This window comes from Streptomyces malaysiensis subsp. samsunensis (assembly GCF_024519315.1).
GTDB classification, from domain to species: domain Bacteria; phylum Actinomycetota; class Actinomycetes; order Streptomycetales; family Streptomycetaceae; genus Streptomyces; species Streptomyces malaysiensis.
Window position 1 is genome coordinate 95,837 of record NZ_JANIIC010000032.1, and the last position, 16,857, is coordinate 112,693.

Annotated in this window: 17 protein-coding genes; 11 read left to right on the plus strand and 6 right to left on the minus strand. The window is 69.8% G+C overall.

The annotated features are described in order from the left end of the window. Positions 1–15 precede the first annotated feature (15 nt). Positions 16–1,050, plus strand: a complete 1,035-nt coding sequence (locus NQU54_RS25945; protein ID WP_257633220.1) for a 4-hydroxy-3-methylbut-2-enyl diphosphate reductase — start codon at positions 16–18, stop codon at positions 1,048–1,050. Then, complete coding sequence (ppgK, locus tag NQU54_RS25950; RefSeq protein WP_257633221.1) at positions 1,047–1,838, plus strand: polyphosphate--glucose phosphotransferase; 792 nt, start codon at positions 1,047–1,049, stop codon at positions 1,836–1,838. Before NQU54_RS25945 ends, ppgK begins: the two co-directional genes overlap by 4 nt. Here ppgK and NQU54_RS25955 read toward each other — a convergent pair. Further along, a complete protein-coding gene (locus tag NQU54_RS25955; protein ID WP_257633222.1) occupies positions 1,744–2,412 on the minus strand; it encodes a DUF6542 domain-containing protein in 669 nt (222 codons plus the stop codon). The genes ppgK and NQU54_RS25955 overlap by 95 nt on opposite strands. 198 nt (positions 2,413–2,610) lie before the next feature. On the opposite strand from NQU54_RS25955, the gene ychF reads away from it, so the two are divergent. Then, positions 2,611–3,699, plus strand: coding sequence for a redox-regulated ATPase YchF (gene ychF, locus NQU54_RS25960; RefSeq protein WP_257633223.1), 1,089 nt, complete (start codon positions 2,611–2,613; stop codon positions 3,697–3,699). A 527-nt stretch (positions 3,700–4,226) separates the two neighbouring features. Here the strand turns inward: ychF and NQU54_RS25965 are convergent. The 5 genes from NQU54_RS25965 to NQU54_RS49395 all read right to left on the minus strand — a co-directional run bounded on the left by NQU54_RS25965 (position 4,227) and on the right by NQU54_RS49395 (position 9,853). Further along, entirely contained in the window at positions 4,227–5,579 is a 1,353-nt protein-coding gene (locus tag NQU54_RS25965; protein WP_257633224.1) for a hypothetical protein, read from the minus strand. Then, positions 5,576–7,561, minus strand: a complete 1,986-nt coding sequence (locus NQU54_RS25970; RefSeq protein ID WP_257633225.1) for a hypothetical protein — start codon at positions 7,559–7,561, stop codon at positions 5,576–5,578. The genes NQU54_RS25965 and NQU54_RS25970 overlap by 4 nt, the downstream gene beginning before the upstream one ends. After that, a complete protein-coding gene (locus NQU54_RS25975; RefSeq protein ID WP_078643313.1) occupies positions 7,558–8,340 on the minus strand; it encodes a toll/interleukin-1 receptor domain-containing protein in 783 nt (260 codons plus the stop codon). The genes NQU54_RS25970 and NQU54_RS25975 overlap by 4 nt, the downstream gene beginning before the upstream one ends. A 307-nt stretch (positions 8,341–8,647) precedes the next feature. After that, positions 8,648–9,502, minus strand: a complete 855-nt coding sequence (locus NQU54_RS25980; RefSeq protein ID WP_306279058.1) for an NsdA family TPR-like regulatory protein — start codon at positions 9,500–9,502, stop codon at positions 8,648–8,650. Between the two features lie 9 nt (positions 9,503–9,511). Beyond that, entirely contained in the window at positions 9,512–9,853 is a 342-nt protein-coding gene (locus NQU54_RS49395; protein WP_306279059.1) for a helix-turn-helix domain-containing protein, read from the minus strand. 505 nt (positions 9,854–10,358) lie between these two features. Between NQU54_RS49395 and NQU54_RS25985 the strand changes: the two genes are divergently transcribed. From NQU54_RS25985 to NQU54_RS26020, 8 genes are all read left to right on the plus strand, one after another. Next, positions 10,359–11,612, plus strand: a complete 1,254-nt coding sequence (locus NQU54_RS25985) for an ATP-binding protein (protein WP_201724387.1) — start codon at positions 10,359–10,361, stop codon at positions 11,610–11,612. A 1,345-nt stretch (positions 11,613–12,957) separates the two neighbouring features. Next, positions 12,958–14,178 carry a helix-turn-helix domain-containing protein gene (locus NQU54_RS25990; RefSeq protein ID WP_257633226.1) on the plus strand — a complete coding sequence of 407 codons (1,221 nt, stop codon included), beginning with the start codon at positions 12,958–12,960 and terminating at the stop codon, positions 14,176–14,178. Between the two features lie 174 nt (positions 14,179–14,352). Beyond that, positions 14,353–14,610 carry a hypothetical protein gene (locus tag NQU54_RS25995; protein ID WP_257633227.1) on the plus strand — a complete coding sequence of 86 codons (258 nt, stop codon included), beginning with the start codon at positions 14,353–14,355 and terminating at the stop codon, positions 14,608–14,610. Between the two features lie 51 nt (positions 14,611–14,661). Next, positions 14,662–14,946: a hypothetical protein gene (locus NQU54_RS26000; RefSeq protein ID WP_257633228.1), complete on the plus strand. Its 285-nt coding sequence runs from the start codon at positions 14,662–14,664 to the stop codon at positions 14,944–14,946. Further along, on the plus strand, positions 14,943–15,359 hold the full coding sequence (locus tag NQU54_RS26005) for a hypothetical protein (RefSeq protein WP_257633229.1): 417 nt from the start codon (positions 14,943–14,945) through the stop codon (positions 15,357–15,359). The genes NQU54_RS26000 and NQU54_RS26005 overlap by 4 nt, the downstream gene beginning before the upstream one ends. Next, the gene (locus tag NQU54_RS26010; RefSeq protein WP_257633230.1) at positions 15,356–15,499 is read left to right on the plus strand and encodes a hypothetical protein; all 144 of its coding nucleotides are present in this window, start codon (positions 15,356–15,358) and stop codon (positions 15,497–15,499) included. The genes NQU54_RS26005 and NQU54_RS26010 overlap by 4 nt, the downstream gene beginning before the upstream one ends. Before the next feature lie 265 nt (positions 15,500–15,764). Further along, the gene (locus tag NQU54_RS26015) at positions 15,765–15,893 is read left to right on the plus strand and encodes a hypothetical protein (RefSeq protein ID WP_257633231.1); all 129 of its coding nucleotides are present in this window, start codon (positions 15,765–15,767) and stop codon (positions 15,891–15,893) included. A gap of 93 nt (positions 15,894–15,986) precedes the next feature. After that, complete coding sequence (locus tag NQU54_RS26020) at positions 15,987–16,472, plus strand: hypothetical protein (RefSeq protein WP_257633232.1); 486 nt, start codon at positions 15,987–15,989, stop codon at positions 16,470–16,472. The last annotated feature ends 385 nt before the right edge of the window (positions 16,473–16,857 follow it).

A 16,857-nucleotide genomic window follows, 5' to 3' on the forward strand; every position in this document is an offset into this window, starting at 1 on the left:
GCCATCGCCCCTACCATGGGGGACATGACTGCAACCTCCGCCCGCCGAGTCCTGCTCGCGGCCCCCCGTGGCTACTGTGCCGGTGTCGACCGTGCCGTGATCGCCGTCGAGAAGGCCCTCGAGCAATACGGCGCGCCGATCTATGTGCGCAAGGAGATCGTCCACAACAAGTACGTCGTCCAGACCCTGGAGAAGAAGGGCGCCATCTTCGTCGACGAGACGGAGGAGGTGCCCGAGGGCTCCATCGTGATCTTCTCGGCGCACGGTGTCGCGCCGGTGGTCCACGAGGAGGCGGCGGAGCGCAAGCTGGCCACCATCGACGCCACCTGTCCCCTGGTCACCAAGGTCCACAAGGAAGCAGTCCGGTTCGCCAAGGAGGACTACGACATCCTCCTGATCGGCCACGAAGGCCATGAGGAAGTCATCGGGACCAGCGGAGAGGCCCCGGAGCACATCACCCTGGTCGACGGCCCCGGCGATGTGGAGAACGTCGGGGTCCGCGACGAGTCCAAGGTCGTCTGGCTCTCCCAGACCACCCTCTCGGTCGACGAGACCATGGAGACCGTGGACGCGCTCAAGGAGCGCTTCCCGAAGCTCATCAGCCCGCCCAGCGACGACATCTGCTACGCCACCCAGAACCGTCAGATCGCCATCAAGCAGGTGGCCGCCGAGTCCGACCTGGTCATCGTGGTCGGCTCCAAGAACTCCTCCAACTCGGTGCGGCTGGTGGAGGTCGCGCTCGGCGCGGGCGCCAAGGCGGGCCATCTGGTCGACTACGCGAGCGAGATCGACGAGGCGTGGCTGGAGGGCGTCACCACGGTCGGGGTGACCTCGGGCGCCTCGGTGCCGGACGTGCTCGTCGAGGGCGTTCTGGAGTGGCTGGCCGAGCGCGGCTTCGGCGATGTCGAGGTCGTCCAGTCCATGCAGGAGTCCCTGACCTTCTCCCTCCCCAAGGAGCTGCGCCGGGATCTGCGCGCCGAGGCCGCCGCGGCGGCCGACCGGCCGGAGGCACCGGCGGCCGCGGGTCGGCAGGAGGGGGCCCAGCGGTGACATACGGCCAGGGGGCCACGGGGGCGTCCGCCGCGACCGTGTTCGGCATCGACATCGGCGGTTCGGGCATCAAGGGCGCCCCGGTGGATCTGCACCGGGGCGAACTCGCGGAGGAGCGGCACAAGGTGCTCACCCCGCATCCGTCCACGCCGAACGCGGTTCTGGACGGTGTGGTGGAGGTCGTCCGGCACTTCGACTGGCCCGGGCGGCCGGTCGGGGTGACCTTCCCGGGCGTGGTGAAGAGCGGTGTCACCCTTACCGCCGCGAATGTCGACAAGAGCTGGATCGGCACCGATCTGGCGGCCCGGCTCGGCGAGCGGCTGGGCTGCCCGGTCACGGTGCTGAACGACGCGGACGCGGCCGGGGTCGCCGAGGTGACGTTCGGCGCCGCCCGTGGCGCCAAGGGCACCGTGATCGTCCTCACCCTCGGCACCGGCATCGGCAGCGCGGTCTTCACCGACGGACATCTGCTGACCAACACCGAACTGGGCCATCTGGAGCTGGACGGCCACGAGGCGGAGAAGCGGGCCTCGACCAAGGTCAAGGACGACCATGAGCTCAGCTGGTCGCACTGGGCGCGCCGGGTGGAGAAGTACCTCCATCACCTGGAGATGCTCTTCTCCCCGGAGCTCTTCGTGCTGGGCGGCGGGGTGAGCCGTAAGGCGGACAAGTTCGTGCCGCTGATCGAGGGCGTCAGGGCCGAGATCGTGCCTGCGCAGCTGAAGAATAATGCGGGGATCGTGGGTGCCGCGATGGCCGCGGCCGCTGCTGCCGGCGACGTCGGGTGACCAGCACGGCCCGCCGTACGAGCACGATCACCACGGCCAGCAGCGTCCCCGCGTAGAGCCAGCCGGCCTGGAGCGACAGTGCGGTGAACACCCCCACCGTCTGTCCGCTGAACCCCGCCGACCCCTCGTTGATCGGCAGCAGCCCGACCGTGTAGGCCAGCGGCGCCGTCACCGGCGCCGCCAGCAGGTCGGCGGGGCGCACCCACAGTCCACAGGCCGCGCAGGCCGGCAGGAAGAGCACGCTGTAGACGGTGGGGGAGCCGGAGAACAGCAGCGCGTCCAGGCAGCCGATGGCGAGCATCATGAGCGTGGTCAGCAGGCCCGCGCCCAGCCCGGTCAGCCGGGGACCCGGGACGGACAGCCCGCGGACCCGCCGTAAGACGGCGGGCAGCGCCGCGGCCGGGCCGGACGGCCCCGTCCGGCGCACCGCGGGCCGGGGGCCCCGGACCGCGCCGCCGGGCCGCGCGCGCCCCTGATCGGTACTCCTGCCCCGGCCCGGATAGGTGTCGTCCGCGGCCAGGCGGGGCGGCGGGGCCGCGGCGCGGCGCGGCGTACGCGTGCTGTAATGCTCCACCCGCCCAACGCTAGGCCGCCGGAGGGCGAGAATCCGGTCTTGGACACGCCCTTCGCAGGACCTTGGCAGTGTGTTCGACCGATTGTCAGCCCGGCCGGGTGATCGGGGACGGCCCCGTAGACTGGTGGACCGGCCCCACAGGGGGCCCGTCCTCTGTCCTCACATCCCCGCTACGGGAAGTTACGGGAAGTCGCCAACGTGTCGCTCACGATCGGAATCGTCGGTCTGCCGAATGTCGGTAAGTCGACCCTGTTCAACGCCCTGACCAAGAACGACGTGCTGGCGGCCAACTACCCGTTCGCCACCATCGAGCCCAACGTCGGCGTGGTCGGCGTCCCCGACCCCCGCCTCGACAAGCTCGCCGAGATCTTCGGCTCGGCCCGCAAGCTGCCCGCCACCGTCGACTTCGTCGACATCGCGGGCATCGTCAAGGGCGCCTCCGAGGGCGAGGGCCTGGGCAACAAGTTCCTGGCGAACATCCGTGAGTCGGACGCCATCTGCCAGGTCATCCGCGCCTTCAAGGATGAGAACGTCGTCCATGTCGACGGCAAGATCTCGCCGAAGAGCGACATCGAGACCATCAACACCGAGCTGATCCTCGCCGACCTCCAGACCATCGAGAAGGTGCTGCCGCGCCTGGTCAAGGAGTCCCGGATCAAGAAGGACAAGCAGCCCCAGGTCAAGGCCGTCGAGGAGGCCAAGGCCATCCTCGACGATGGCCGCACCCTCTTCTCCGCCGGCATCGTCCAGGGCAGCGAGCGCGCCGCCCTCCTCCACGAGCTGCACCTGCTCACCACCAAGCCCTTCCTCTACGTCTTCAACGTCGACGAGGAGGAGCTCACCGACGACTCCTTCAAGGCCGAGCAGCGCGCCCTCGTCGCCCCCGCCGAGGCGATCTTCCTCAACGCCAAGCTGGAGGCCGACCTCGCCGAACTGGACGACGAGGAGGCCCTCGAACTCCTCCAGTCCGTAGGCCAGGACGAACCCGGCCTCGCCACCCTCGCCCATGTGGGCTTCGACACCCTGGGCCTCCAGACCTACCTCACCGCGGGCCCCAAGGAGTCCCGGGCCTGGACCATCAAGAAGGGCGCCACGGCCCCGGAGGCGGCCGGTGTGATCCACACCGACTTCCAGAAGGGCTTCATCAAGGCCGAGGTCATCTCCTTCGCCGACCTCGTCGCCACCGGCTCGGTCCCCGAAGCCCGCGCGGCGGGCAAGGCCCGCATGGAGGGCAAGGACTATGTGATGCAGGACGGGGATGTGGTGGAGTTCCGCTTCAACGTCTAGTTCCTCCCCGAGCTCGTCCCCTGATCGACATTTGCGCAGTTCAGGGGGCGATTCGCTGCTTGGATTCGTGCGTTGCGGCGGAATGTTCAAGGTCGGCGTTCGCGAGATGCCGCGCAGTGTTTGTGCACGTCAGGGCGTTGCTGTCCGACTTGTTGAATCCGGGCGGGGTTTCCGGTTGCTGGATTTTTGCTGGTTCGGTCGGCGTGGCTGAGCGGCCTCGGGGAAGTGAGGCACGCCCCCACACCGCCCGGCACGGCACCTCGCCGCGTTGTCGGAGTCGCCCGCTACGCCGCGGCAGGGGGTTCCTCCCTCAGCAGTAGCTGGGGGAGGCATATCGACCGCAGCGCCCCGTGCGACAGCTCACCACGGTGTCTTGAGCTGTTCGTCTCCCGTTCCCCCTCCTCCCCCGGCTTTGCCCGGGGCAGCGTCCTGGCGAGTGATGGTCTTGCCCAGGTATCCGGGCAGGAGGACTCCCCCGCCGCGGTGTGCGGTAAGGGGGAGCCTCGGAGAGTCGACTGCCTACCGGATCAGCGACCGTTCTCGTCGTCCTCGTCCCGTGCGCGAGGTGCGGCGGTCCGGTGCGGCCTGTGCGAGGGATCCTGGGAGTACGGAGATGTCATGTCGCCCTCGCTCGTCTCCTGCCAGCCTTGGTTCCGTTCGTCTGTGCCGCTCTCCGCCACCCCCGGCGTGAACGTGCCAGTGCCAGCATCCGGGTCCGCGGCCGCGTCGGTGAAGGGCGAGCCCTCGGGGGGTGGGAAGCGCGGCGACCAGGGCCCCGTGGTGTCTCCCTCACCCGAACGCCCACCCTCCGGCTCCTCACTCCAGCCCTCGTCGGGCGTCGGCAGAAGGGTCCGCCTGATCTCCTCGGCGGCCTCGTCGAGCCCGGCCGCTTCCAAGCTCCGCACCACACGGTGTACGAACACCGTGTACTCGTCCATGTCCGGCTTCAGGCCCACTGCCGCCAGTAACAGGAGCAGCCGATCCGAAACCCCTACTTCCTCCTCGCGGTCAAACGTTCCTCCTCCCTGGCGGTGTCCGTCCCATAGCGGGCCTCCGACGGTCGCTTCGCTCTGCGCGCCCACGGGTGGGACGAGCAGGTGGCGGAAGAGTTCGGGCACCTCCTCGTCGTTGGCCGCCGCCGCGATCTGGGCGAGCGGGCCAATCATGTCGACCGCCCTCTCGATTTCGTTCTCATGACGGGCCAGCCACCACACCACCGCGCTGCCCGCGCTCTTGAGCACGTCGTCACCGAGGTAGCGCCGCTTGTTGCGCTCGTGCTGACGCTCGTACTCCCAGATCTCCTCGTCCTTGCGAAGGTCGTTCAACTTCCGCAGGCGTTCGCGGTCGGCGGGGGCGAGGGTCAGTGCCACATCGGTCGCCAGGGCCTTCACCCGTCCGCTCCGGTCCGGGAGCGGGACGCTCAGCTCCCCCTCCAGGAGATAGCGCGCGAAGCTCGCCCGGCCGGGCTCTTCGCGGCGGACGACCTCCAGGGCCCGGCTGACGATCGAGGACACGGCGAGGGCCGGGGAGGCACCGTTGGACCGGTTGGCGTGGTTGGGGACCGGCCTCCACCACACGGTGGCGGAGAAGAGGAAGTCGTAGCCGTCCGCCGAGCTCGGCAGCGCCGCGTCGACCACCCGCGTCTCCTGGTACGGCTGCTCCGTCGGCGCGACGGGTGGCTCAGGTTCCCCGGGCTCGTACGGATCGGCCGGCTCGCGGTCACTGCTGAGGACGGTCATCGCGAGCAGCAGGGAACCCGAGACCGTGACCATGGACATGAAGCCCCAGAGCCAGGCCGACCAGTGCAGGACGTTTCCGAGCACGGCCGGTGCGAGGCCGCAGAGCGCGACGAACATCAGTCTGGGAAAGCGGTGTGTCATCGTGCCTCTTCCGTGGTCCGTGGTCCGGCGCCCGCACGCTTCGCACTCTCCGTGCGGGCGTACTGCGCGTGGTCGATGTGCTGCCAGAAGAGGGCGGCGACGCCCGCCCGGGAGGAGTGGTGCGCGGTCCTCGCCCAGTCGAAGGCGATGGCGTAGAGGCGGTGGAGAGCGGCCGCGTGGCCGCGCGTCGCCCCGACCATCACGCCCAACGCCATCTCCCGCGTACTGTCGCTCGCCACGGCGTTCAGCCAGCTACTCACCAGCGGGTTCCAGAGCTCCGTCGGCGGCTGGGAGAAAACCGTCTCCCAGCCCAGGAACAAGTCCGGCCATGGCGGCGGGTCTGGGGCCCGTTCGCTTCCCAACAGCTTCGTGAGCAGATGGAGATGGGGCTCCGCCCCGCGCGGCTCCCGACGGGCCCGGCCCCGCACGCGGCCGATCAGCAACCGGTAGAGCCGAGTGTCGCGGCCGGTGAGGTCGAGAAGTGCCTCCCGGGCCTCGCGCGCCGCCTCCCCCTTCCGTACGGCGAGGTAATGAAGCCGCACCATCGCCTGATCCGGGTGCGTCGCACCGAGGCTCTGGAGGCAGGCGGCGGTCAGGACGCGGACGAGACCGTCCGACAAGGGGCCGGACCTCACGCACTCGTACATCCGCCTGCGGAACCATCCCCCGAACCTTTCGTGGCTGAGACCGAGTTCGAGGGCCGCCACGGCTCGCGCATCGCAGGACGCCGCGGTTGCGCTGTCCGCCCAGCGCACCACGAGGTCGAAGAGGTGGTCGGGCCGCCCGACGGCCAGGGACCGCTCACCGAAACGGACGACGATGTTCACCCGGTCATCGGTGGTAAGACCCGAGAGCCCGGCGGCATGGGCGACCCAGTCCCTGAAGTCGTCGCGCAGTCCGGGGAAGTTCGCCCAGAAGTACGTCCGTACCGCGTCGGCGTAGGCCAGCCTCCCGAAGCGTAGCCGTCTGTCCGGGTCCCGCTCGATCCCCAGCGCAGCCAATCGCTCCCCGAAATCCGTCCGCCCGAGTTCGGTCGTCGCCTCTTCCTCGTGCCTCACCATCCTCATCAGGCCGCGCCACGCCTCGTAGACGGTGTCGGCGCGGGCCTCCTCGAACACCGCCGCCGCGAGCAGCAGGGCTCGCTCGGGCACGGTGCGAACCGTGACCACCTGTCGGCCCACGTCACCGGCACGGTCGGTCACCGCGTGCATCGCCTGGTCGAGCCATCCCGCGAAGTCGGCGCCGAACCGTCCGCTGTCGCGAGCAGTCCTCACCAGCCCCGCGAAGCGCGTGAGTTCCCGCATGGGGGAGCGGTCGCACAGGCGCTGGAGGTCGGCGCTCCCCAGGTCCACGGAGCGGAAGGTCATCCGGTCCATGCGGAGGTATCGGGTGACGACGGCGACGCCCCGGGGGCGCCCCAGCGTCACCGTGTGCGGTTCGAGGTCCGGCGCGTGGGCGTGCTCCATGCCCGACGGCAGGACGACGACCATGTGGGCCCCCGCCTCCCGGATCTGTGACCGGTGCACGGTCAGTCGGCGCTGGGCCTTGGCATACGCCTCCTCGTCGGCGATCCCGGAGAGGTCGAGGAGGAAGCGGTCCCCATCACCGGGGGCGAGAGGGGGCTCGTCCTTGTCCGTGGTGGGAAGCTCCTCGAACCGGACCCCCGCCTCGTCGGCGCCCCCGTCCTCACCGAGCCTGTGGAGCAGCATGATCGCCGCGGCGCGGCGCCCGCTGCCGGGCGGAGCCTCCAGCAGCACCACTGATCCGGGCTTCTCCAGGCGGTCGGCGGCGACGCGGTAACCCAGCGGCGGAACGAACCGGTCGGCCAGGCGGACACGGTCCTCGCGGACGATCCGGAGAGGCTCGACCCCTTTGCGGATCATCCAATCCGCGCCGACGCCGTAAAAGACGTTCTGGGACCCCGCGCCGTTGTTCACCGGGCCATGCGGATCGTTGACGGTGACGTGGTCCTGCCCGGTCATCGTCCGTCGCCCGAGCGCCGACGCTCGCGCTCGAAGCGCTGGTGGACCGTACCGCTGTTGTCGCCCGCCGTGAACTGGACCCCGGTGTTGTCGCCCTCGAAGTGAGGCGCGTTGTACTGGTGGCCCTGACCGGTGTTCACGGGCCCCTGCGGCTCGTTGACGAAGGTGCCGGACAGGTCTCCGTTGAGGTTTCCGATGCCGCCGCGCACGTCGCGTGTCCGCATCCTGGTGTGCCCGACACCCTGGGCCGACTTCTTCCGGGACTTTGCCTTCGCCCGCTCCCGCGCCGCACGGGCGTCGCGGTCCACCGTGCCCAGCTCGGGCAACAGCCGGGCGAGGGTGTCGCCGAGCGCCGTCAGGTCCGACTCGGCGTTGCGGTGGTCGAACCGCCTGTACTGGCAGTCCGCTAGCTCCCGGAGATCGTCCGGGAGGGCGGCGGGGGCGATCCTCGTGGCTTTTCCGACGAGCACGGGGATCACCAGGATCCCTCGGTCGAGCGCGGTATGGATCTCGCGACGGGTCCAGTCCTGCTCGGCTTCGAGGGCGGGGCGGCCATCGACCCCCCGCACCTCCGCCCAGCGCGGGCCGATCACGGCGAGGAGCGCCTCGCACTCCTCCACCGCCCTGACCAGTTCCACCGGGAAACGGCGCCCGGCCTCGATCGAGTTGCTGGCAAAGAAGATCCGCTCGGGTCCGAACCGGCGGGAGAGCTCGCGCGCGATCATGGTCGCGGCGGATTCCTCGTCGCCTGTCCGGTAGTTGACGAAGACGTCGGGCATGAAGATTCCCTTCGTGGAAGGAAGACGGGGGAATGAGCACGAGCACGGGGGCAGCGGACCGGGGCTCCGAAGCCCCGGTCCGCCTGGGCCATGCGGTCCCGACCGTGTGACGGCAGGGCGTGTCCACGGGAGGGCGTACGGATGGAGGTGCGTCGCCCGGCGCGTCACTGGTCGCGGGCAGCACGAGGAAGCCAAGGGCGCCGTGTGACGCGTCGGGCGGGGGTGAGAGGTCCCCCCCCGGGGATCGTAGGATTCGGAGGGCCGGAGGGCCGGGGTAGTCCGGCGAGCCGGGCGGCTCGAGCCGGTGTCAGTCGTGCGCGGGGGCGAGTACCCGTGCCATCGTCGGTTGAAGATCGCGTACGGCCCGGCTGCTTCGGAATCGGGAGAGTTCCCGCGCGAGACGCCGGACGTCGCTGTTCACCGTCGCCGAGGGCACGGTCGGCATCACCCCCAGGAGCTCCCCGGCGATCGTGCACGCGCGCTCGATTTCTCCGGAGGCGGCGTGGGCCAAGGACCTGCGAAAGCCGTACCGGGCGCGGGTTCGCAGCGCGTGCGGCGGGAGACGGTGGCACTCCCGGTCGAGGATCTCGGCGGCCGCCTTGGGGCGACCGAGGTCGTGCAGGCACCAGCCGGTCGTCATCGCCGCCGGATCGCTCACGTGGGTGGTGCCGATCACGGGCTCGGCGCCGCTGCGGGCGTCGTCGCCGTGGAGCAACTCCCGTGCTCTGTCGAGGCTGCGGAGGCAGTCGCGTTCGTCGCCCACGAGCGCGAGTCCCTGTGCCTCCCGCTGAGCCGCCAGCCCCCGGATGCGCGGCGGGATTTGGTCGCTCTGGGCCCGGCGGGCCAGGGCGACGGTGCCTGCGGCGTCCCCTGCGTAGAGCGTGATCAGGGCACGTCGTACGAGCGCGTAGGAACCGAGGTACGGATCGCCCCCGGCCCGCGCTAGCTCGGCGGCCTCACCGGTCCAGGCGAGCGCCGCGCCGCTGTCCCCGGCCTCCTGGGCCATCCAGCCGGTGAACTCCGCGAACCGCGACGCGAGCAGGAGCGCGGGGGTCCGAGTGGCGGACGGGGCGTCGGCGGTCAGCCCGGCGACCATGCGCGTCTGCGTCTCCAGTAGGGGAAGCAGGACCTTCGGCGCGGTGGACTGGCCGAGTTTTCGCAACTGCTCGAACTACGCGCGGAAGGAGCAGAGGAGGGGCTCGGCGTCAGAGGACGCCTGACCGCCGGGTTTGAGGCTGAGGTCGATCAGCGACCCTGTACCCGCCGCGAGGACCGCCCGGCGCCCGACGAGCCAGAGGCTCGGGATGGCGGGGGTGTCGGTGGTGTCCGAGTCGGTCTCGGGGCGGACGACCAGGCGCTGCAGCTCGCCGTTCGCTCCGAGGAAGGCGTCGCACCGCCGGGCCAGTTCGGGGGACGCGGAACGCTCCCCGCGCTCGACCTTGCTGAGGTGCCCCTTGTCGTAGTTGAGCGCCACGGAGAACTCGGTCAGAGTAAGGCCCGCTTCCTGTCGCAAACGGCGAAGCTCCGGGCCGAAACGTAAATCTGTGCTCATCATCAACCGCCCCCTTGAACAGCGACCGTGAGAGCCGTGCGCCCTCACGGGAAACCTTCCTTCGACGTTCACTGGCCGACGCGAAGGACCGACGGCGATCACGTGTCGTGACCGAGCCCTTTCGCTTCGCATCCGAGAGCGAGTTTCGCACGAGATACGCACCCAGAACCGGGATTCGGCGGGTTGCCCGTTGCCTCTTCTGTTCTCCGTCTGTTCCTTGCCGTGACTGGAGTCGACCGCGCTCGGACAAGCTGATCGCGAATGGCGAGGGAGGTGGCGGTGACGTGCCCGTTGCCTGGCAGATGCTCGTCGAACTGCTTGGCCGCTCAGGATCTGCAGCTGTCGGTCGCTTAAGTGATCGATGGGCCATCGCCCGTCCGAATGCCCATCAGCCTACCGGCTGGTTGTCCACAATGGGTCCGTCTAAATGACCATTGATCTTGGCGGTGGTGGCATTCTGTGATGCATGGCAACTCGCAATGATCTGGTTCGGCGCCATGCCGAGAGTTTTGTCGCGGAAGCGCTCGACGACACACGCGTGGTGCTGGTCAACGGCGCCCGTCAGGCGGGGAAGTCGACCTTGACCCGCCTGACCGCCGCGCGTCGCCGCGACCCCGTCCTGCGTCTGCTCGACGACGCGGCGACCCTGCGTGCCGCGAGGGACGATCCCACGGGATTCGTCGAGCACGACTCGATGATGCTCATCGATGAGATCCAGCTTGCGCCGGAACTCCTCCGTGCGATCAAGATGGCCGTCGACCTCGATCCGACGCCGGGGCGCTTCCTGCTGACCGGATCCTCGCGGATCCTTGCCATGCGGACGCTGCCGGATGCGCTGCCCGGTCGTATGGAGGTCATCGAACTGTGGCCGTTCTCGCAAGGGGAGATCAGCGGCGGTCCGGACCGGTTCGTCGACGCGGCGTTCACTCACGGCCCCGGCCTCAGCCGCACCTCCGCTCTGCGTAAGCGCGACTATCTGGACCGCGCGGTCGTCGGCGGATTCCCTGAGGCCGTCAAGCGCACGCCCCGGCGCCGGACCGCGTTCTTCAACGCCTATCTTTCGACGCTTGTTGAACGTGATGTGCTGGAACTCGCCAGTATCGAGCGGCACGGCGAGATACTGAAACTCCTCGGTCTCCTTGCCGGGCGGGCTGGAGGGCTGCTGGTCCCTGCGGCGCTCGCCACCGCCTCGGGTATTCCACGCACCACGCTGGTGCGCTACCTGGAACTGCTTACCTCAGTCTTTCTGATCAAGACCATTCCGGCCTGGACCTCCGGGCTGACGGGAAGGACGGTGGGGACTGGCAAACTCGCCTTCGTCGACACCGGGATCGCCTGCCATCTGACGGGCCAGGACGCCGCCCGGCTCGCTGAGCCCGACGGCGCGGCCGGTGCCATGTTGGAGAACTTCGTCGTCATGGAACTCGCCCGCCAGCTGACCTGGTCCGAGCAACAAGGCCGCCTCTTTCACTATCGGACCAAGGACAAGGTCGAGGTGGACGCGGTCATCGAGACGCCGCGAGGCGACGTGATCGGCATTGAGGTCAAGGCCGGGGCCACCGTGCGCACCGAGGACCTCTCGGGGCTGCGCAATCTCGCCAACCTGCTCGGGGACCGGTTCGTCGCCGGCTACGTCCTCTATACGGGACAGCAGACCTTGCCGTTCGGCGACCGGATCCGGGCTCTGCCCATGGACGCCCTGTGGCAGCTGAGCCCCTGACAGGCGGTGGGGCCGGTGGGGTGATCCAGCGATTCCATGCTTGTTGCTGGATCGGTGCTGGATGGTCCGGCCGGATTTGCCGTTTCCGCAGGTGACTGTGCTGTTCCCGACGTTCCGCTTCAACGTCTAGCGGCCGCCAAAGCGCAGGTCAAGCGGGGTCGGCCCCAGCGGAGCCGACCCCGCCGCCGTACCCATTGCCGGATCCGCGCTGGATCGAGCTGACGGGGTGGCATGTGGTGGTGCCTGACTCTGGATGGTGTCGCGATGAGCCGTGCGGGCGGGGCGGGGTCCGTCGGCGGCTGGCGTGGCTCAGGGGACGGAACGCCGGTCGTTGGCCCGCGTGGGCGCGTGGCCGGGCCGCGTCCGGGGCCATCGAACAGGTGGCGTGTTTTGGCCGCGTGGGCACCGCCGTGTGGCGGGGCCTTCGGGGGGTGCTTCACCTCGGCCGCCGCGTGAACGGATTCATGGACGACTGGCCCGGAGGGGAAGCGCGCCCCGGGGTGCCGAGCCGCCCAGGGGTCATGGAACGGGCAGGTGCCATCGAGGAGCGCTTACAGCGAGTGGAGCACGAGCTCTATCCGAACGGCGGCGGTGGCCTTCGGGACGCTGTCGACTTGGCGAACGGGCGCCTTGCCCGCCTGTGCCCTGACCCTGACGAGTGGCGGCCGACCGGCCCGCCGCCCGATCGATCAGTCGGGCCCGACCTCTCACCCCGGAGGGTGTCCGGGGCCGTGGCTACGGTGGCGGCGTCCTATCAATCGTGCTGCTGGCTGCTTGCACGGACTGCGCCCCGCTGGCATGGAACCCATGCGCGGCACAGTCTTATCGATCGAAGGCCAGCACACGGCTCACGTCTTCGTATAGAAGCCGCGAATCAGGCCGCCTTGCCCCAGTCGGACCCGTTCGCCACGGTGGCCTCGGCCCACAGCACGAGCAGCCGGGTATATTCCTGGGCCCTCCGAGAGCCGGCGGGCTGGTTCATGAGGAGTCGGATACGGCGGTTGATCTCGTCTGGGGCAGGGGGCATCGCACGGCCGTGTGGCCGGAAGGCGGTGGGCATGCGGCTACCGTACGGCGCGACACCGACATTGGCCGTGGGCCCTTGCGGGAATCACGGGCTTCTCAAGGCTGACCCGGTCGAGGCGGCGGTGCCCCGGCGCGCAGCGGCTGGCAGTCCCGAAGATCGATGAGTCTGTCAGGGATTTCCACGGCCGGATCATAAGCCGGTACCCCCACGCGCCCCCTCTGGCCACGGGCCGGAGGGGGATCTTTCGCGTTCAGCCTCCCCCGATCCTGCACGCCCGGCGTACCGTGGCCCAAAGACCTTCTGGCGGGGGTACACAACATGAGCAGCAAGACCATCGGCGACCGCCTCGGCGAGCTCCGGCGCTACCGCCACATCACCCAGGAAGAACTGGCTGCGCGGTCGGGCGTCCACGTCGACACCATCCGGAAGCTGGAGCAGAACGTCCGGCAATCGGCGCGCCTGGGCACCCTCCGGAACCTGGCGAGGGCGCTCGACACTGAGCTGGATCGACTACTGGGGCAGCCCACCGTGACCACAGAACTCCCAGGCGACGACGGCGGACTGATCGCCTTGCGCGACGCCATCCAGGACATCAGCGCGCTGCCCGGCGTGTCTACGGACGTTCTCGATGAGGACCCACCCTCGGCAGAGGCGTGGGTAGGGCAGGTCCGGGCAGCCACCACGCTCTACTGGGAAGGGGCGTACAGCGAGCTGGCTAGTTCCCTCCCCCTCCTCCTCCGGGACGGGCGCGCAGTGGCCCGGGAGACGACCGGCTCGCTCGTTGAGCAGGTCTGGAACCAGCTTGCGCTGTCGTACCAGCTGGCGGCCAGCCTCGCGACGCAGGCCGGGCATCCCGACTGGGCTTTCGAAGCCGTGGAGAAGCAGCTGTATGCGGCACAGCGCGCCTCTGATCCCCTGATGGAGGGGATGGGCGTCTCCACGCTGTCGTGGGTGCTGCTGCGGCAAGGTCGATGGGAAGAAGCACAGTCGGTCGCGGAGCGGAAGGCGGACGCAGTCGAGCCGTCCATGCGGCGCGGCACGAGCGCTCAGTACGCGGTGTACGGGAACCTCTTGGTAGCGGCGGCTACGCCTGCGGCGCGGCAGGACCGGAAGGACGAGGCCGACGAGTACCTCAACTTCGCTGAGGCTGCGGCCGTCCGGTCTGGGGCCGTGCGCGTGTACGGGACCGCCTTCTCCCCGGTCGACGTCAAGACGCAGATCGTCAACATTGCTATGGCAGGCAGCGAGCCAGACGCGGAGAAGGCGCTGGAAGCATCCGAAGACGTGCGCCGGAACTTGATCAAACGTCCGGTGCACCTGGCTGCCCATCGGCTGGACGTGGCCCAGGCCCAGTATCAGATGGGTGACAGCGAGGGGGCGCTGGACACGCTGCTTGAGGTGGAGGCTGACCAGCCCGAATGGATCCGGTATCAGATGCTCGCGCGGGCCACGGTCTTGGAGATGCGCGAGGAGGAGAGGCGGCGAAATACCCGGCTCCGGGGGCTGGCTGCCCGACTGGGAGTTGAGCCCGCTCTCTGACTAGGACGTGACGTCCTAGTCGCGTCATAATCTGCTCAGCGTCTGGTGCGTTACGTCACTGGGCTGTGATCGCGCGCACACTTAGCGTGATCTGTATTACGGCGGCGCTGGCCTACGCTCCCGCCAGGACACACGGCCAGCGCCGCCCCTCGCAGATCCGCTGGGGAGCCCGACGTGACGACCAAAATCCTGCCGTGGACACCGCCAAACAGCCGGGGCGTTGAAGCGTTACCGGTCAGCGAATGGTGGGATGCCGTACGGGCGGCCCCGGCCATCGGCGAACACGCCCTCGGCCTGCTCGGCGACGAGAGCGGCGCCGTGATCCAGGACGAGCACGGCAGTCTCTACTGGCTCGTCAAGGTGGGCTCCGCGACAAGCTGGCACCTACGGGAGGTCAGGGTCCTCGCCGAGCTGACCGACGAGAGTACGTAATTCGGCGTCCCGCCCTCTTCCTGGACGGAAGGCCCCAAGACCCACTGGCGCGTGCCGCTCTCGGCCGACCGCTACCTGACCGACGCCTGGCGCCTATGGGGGGCACTGGCCGAGGCCGACCGCGCCGTGCTCGGCCCGGTCCCGCAGGGCCGTCAGACCTGCTACCGCTGCGAACTGCCCACCGACGAGCCGGTCATCGTCGACGTCGAGCACGGGGGCAGCGGCGCCGGCCGCACCGTCTACGCCTGCCCGCCCCACGCCCGCATCTACCAGCGCGACCCGGTCGCCGAGGCCGCTGCCATGCGCCGCGCTCTCGATCAGGGCAGGTCCCGATGACGACCCCCGAGCAGGCACCGGTCTCGGCCCTGGCGGACCCCGACACGCTCACCTACGCCCAGACCGGCGGCTGGGACTGCGTCCTCTGCGGCCTGCGCCTGATCGACGCGCCCAGCCGGCCGCTGGGGACCGTGACCGTCGAGCGCGGCTCTGCCCGCGTGGTCTGCGAGGTGTGGGCCTGCGCCCCCACCTGCGACGCCGCCCCGGCCCGGCAGGACACCTCGGAACCGGGCCACGCCGGGGCGGCCACCTCCACCGACCCGGCCACCGAGACCGAATGGCGCGCCGCCATCGAGCACGCCGCAGGCTGCCTGGCCTGCCGGATACCGGGCGCCGGGTGCGAGACCGGCGAGCAGCTGCTCCACGCCTACGAGAAGGCCATACGGAAGGCCCGAGCCGAGGAGATCGCGTGAAGCACCGATGCCCGGCCGCCGCCGAGCGCGCGGCGCTCTTCGCCTTCCGCGCCGCCCGCAGGGGCCTGCTGCTCTGCGCGATACCCGCGCTGCTGGCGCTCGTGGTCTGGCTCTGCCTCATCAGCACCCCAGCCCCATAGACCGGGTGGGTCGCTGGTGGTCCGGGGGGACCCCCGCCTCGGACCTGACGGCGTCAGCGGCCCACCCTCCTACGCCCTGCGGTCGGTATAGCCGAGGCGCGGCCGCTGGCCGCAGGGCAGGGACTCCGGCCCCGTCGTGGGGACCGCGGCCGGAGTCCCATCCAAGAAGGCTCGCCCCGTCTCCCGCTTGCAGGCCAGTGGACGGGACGAGCACCGCGCCATCGCGCGGGGACACCCCTGCGCGTGCGAACTCTCAGGAGGCCCCATGCGATTACAGCACGTCGTCGTCCGCCAGGACCCGGAGGACGGCGACACCATGCCGGACACCGACACCCCGTCGCCCAGCGGTGGGACGCCCGGCGACTCGGACGACGGCCGCCAGTACGCGAAATAGGCGACGCCTGGCGCCGTAGATAAGCGGCGGCCCTCCCCGGCTGGATCCCACCCGGCCGGGGCGGGCCGCTCCCCCACGCAGGAGGTACCCCGGATGACCGCTCCGCCCCCGCCCATGCCGGCTCACTGGCACTGCTACCGCTGGACGGGAGAGCGCCGCACCCTCGACGACGAGTCCGCCCGGCGGCCTCCGCACATGGTGGTGCGGGACATCTCGGCCCAGGAGTGGAAGCAGATCGCGGCGGCCAGCCCCGCGTTCATGGCGAGCGACGTGCCGCCGTTGGAGGTACCGCACTGGCTGCTCCGACCGGCCAGAATGATCAAGGCCACCTTCGAGGCGCCCGACAAGGCTGCCGCCTGGTACAGAGACCAGGTAAGCGAGTTGAGCCCGTCGTTCGCGGCTGATCACGACAAGGACCCCTCGCGGCAGGCCGAGTGGTTCGCGGCCGCGGACGGCCGACTCCGCTGGGGCGGGGATGTCGTCGGCGGGTGGTATCTGCGGGGTACCCGATTCGCCTCGGTCCAGGTGGTCGCGTGCGCGAACCGCATCCGCCCGACGATCCCGTGCCCGACGCGCTGACGGTTGCCCCCTCTTGAACGAAAGAGAGAAACGTGAAAACCCCGCTGTCTCGTGCTCGCTGTGGCATTTCCGGTAGCGCTGCTGACCTACGCGCGCCGCTAACAGCGCACACGTCGCGCACCAGCTCTGCGAGAGGCACGTCAAGAGTCTCGGCGATCGCTCTCAGGAATCGCGGCCCCGGTCGTCCGATTCCCTCGCGACGGAGGCCGGGGGCGCCTGTGCGCCCCGGCGGTCCTCCTGGGGTTCAGCCATCGCCCCATCTTCGCCCCGGCTCACACGGTTTCGTCGGGCGGACACCACCCACGCACCGTCTGAGGAATGACATCCCATGAGCCGGGTCGCGCTCGCCACCCTCCTGCCTGAGCAGCCGATCGAGTTGAGGCGC

Bases quoted from the DNA above. Each gene is read 5' to 3' on its own strand.
- NQU54_RS25945 (WP_257633220.1), top strand. From the start codon at position 16: ATGGGGGACATGACTGCAACCTCCGCCCGCCGAGTCCTGCTCGCGGCC.
- NQU54_RS25965 (WP_257633224.1), bottom strand. From the start codon at position 5,579: ATGACACACCGCTTTCCCAGACTGATGTTCGTCGCGCTCTGCGGCCTC.
- NQU54_RS25970 (WP_257633225.1), bottom strand. From the start codon at position 7,561: ATGACCGGGCAGGACCACGTCACCGTCAACGATCCGCATGGCCCGGTG.
- NQU54_RS25975 (WP_078643313.1), bottom strand. From the start codon at position 8,340: ATGCCCGACGTCTTCGTCAACTACCGGACAGGCGACGAGGAATCCGCC.
- NQU54_RS25985 (WP_201724387.1), top strand. From the start codon at position 10,359: ATGGCAACTCGCAATGATCTGGTTCGGCGCCATGCCGAGAGTTTTGTC.
- NQU54_RS25990 (WP_257633226.1), top strand. From the start codon at position 12,958: ATGAGCAGCAAGACCATCGGCGACCGCCTCGGCGAGCTCCGGCGCTAC.
- NQU54_RS26005 (WP_257633229.1), top strand. From the start codon at position 14,943: ATGACGACCCCCGAGCAGGCACCGGTCTCGGCCCTGGCGGACCCCGAC.
- NQU54_RS26015 (WP_257633231.1), top strand. From the start codon at position 15,765: ATGCGATTACAGCACGTCGTCGTCCGCCAGGACCCGGAGGACGGCGAC.
- NQU54_RS26020 (WP_257633232.1), top strand. From the start codon at position 15,987: ATGACCGCTCCGCCCCCGCCCATGCCGGCTCACTGGCACTGCTACCGC.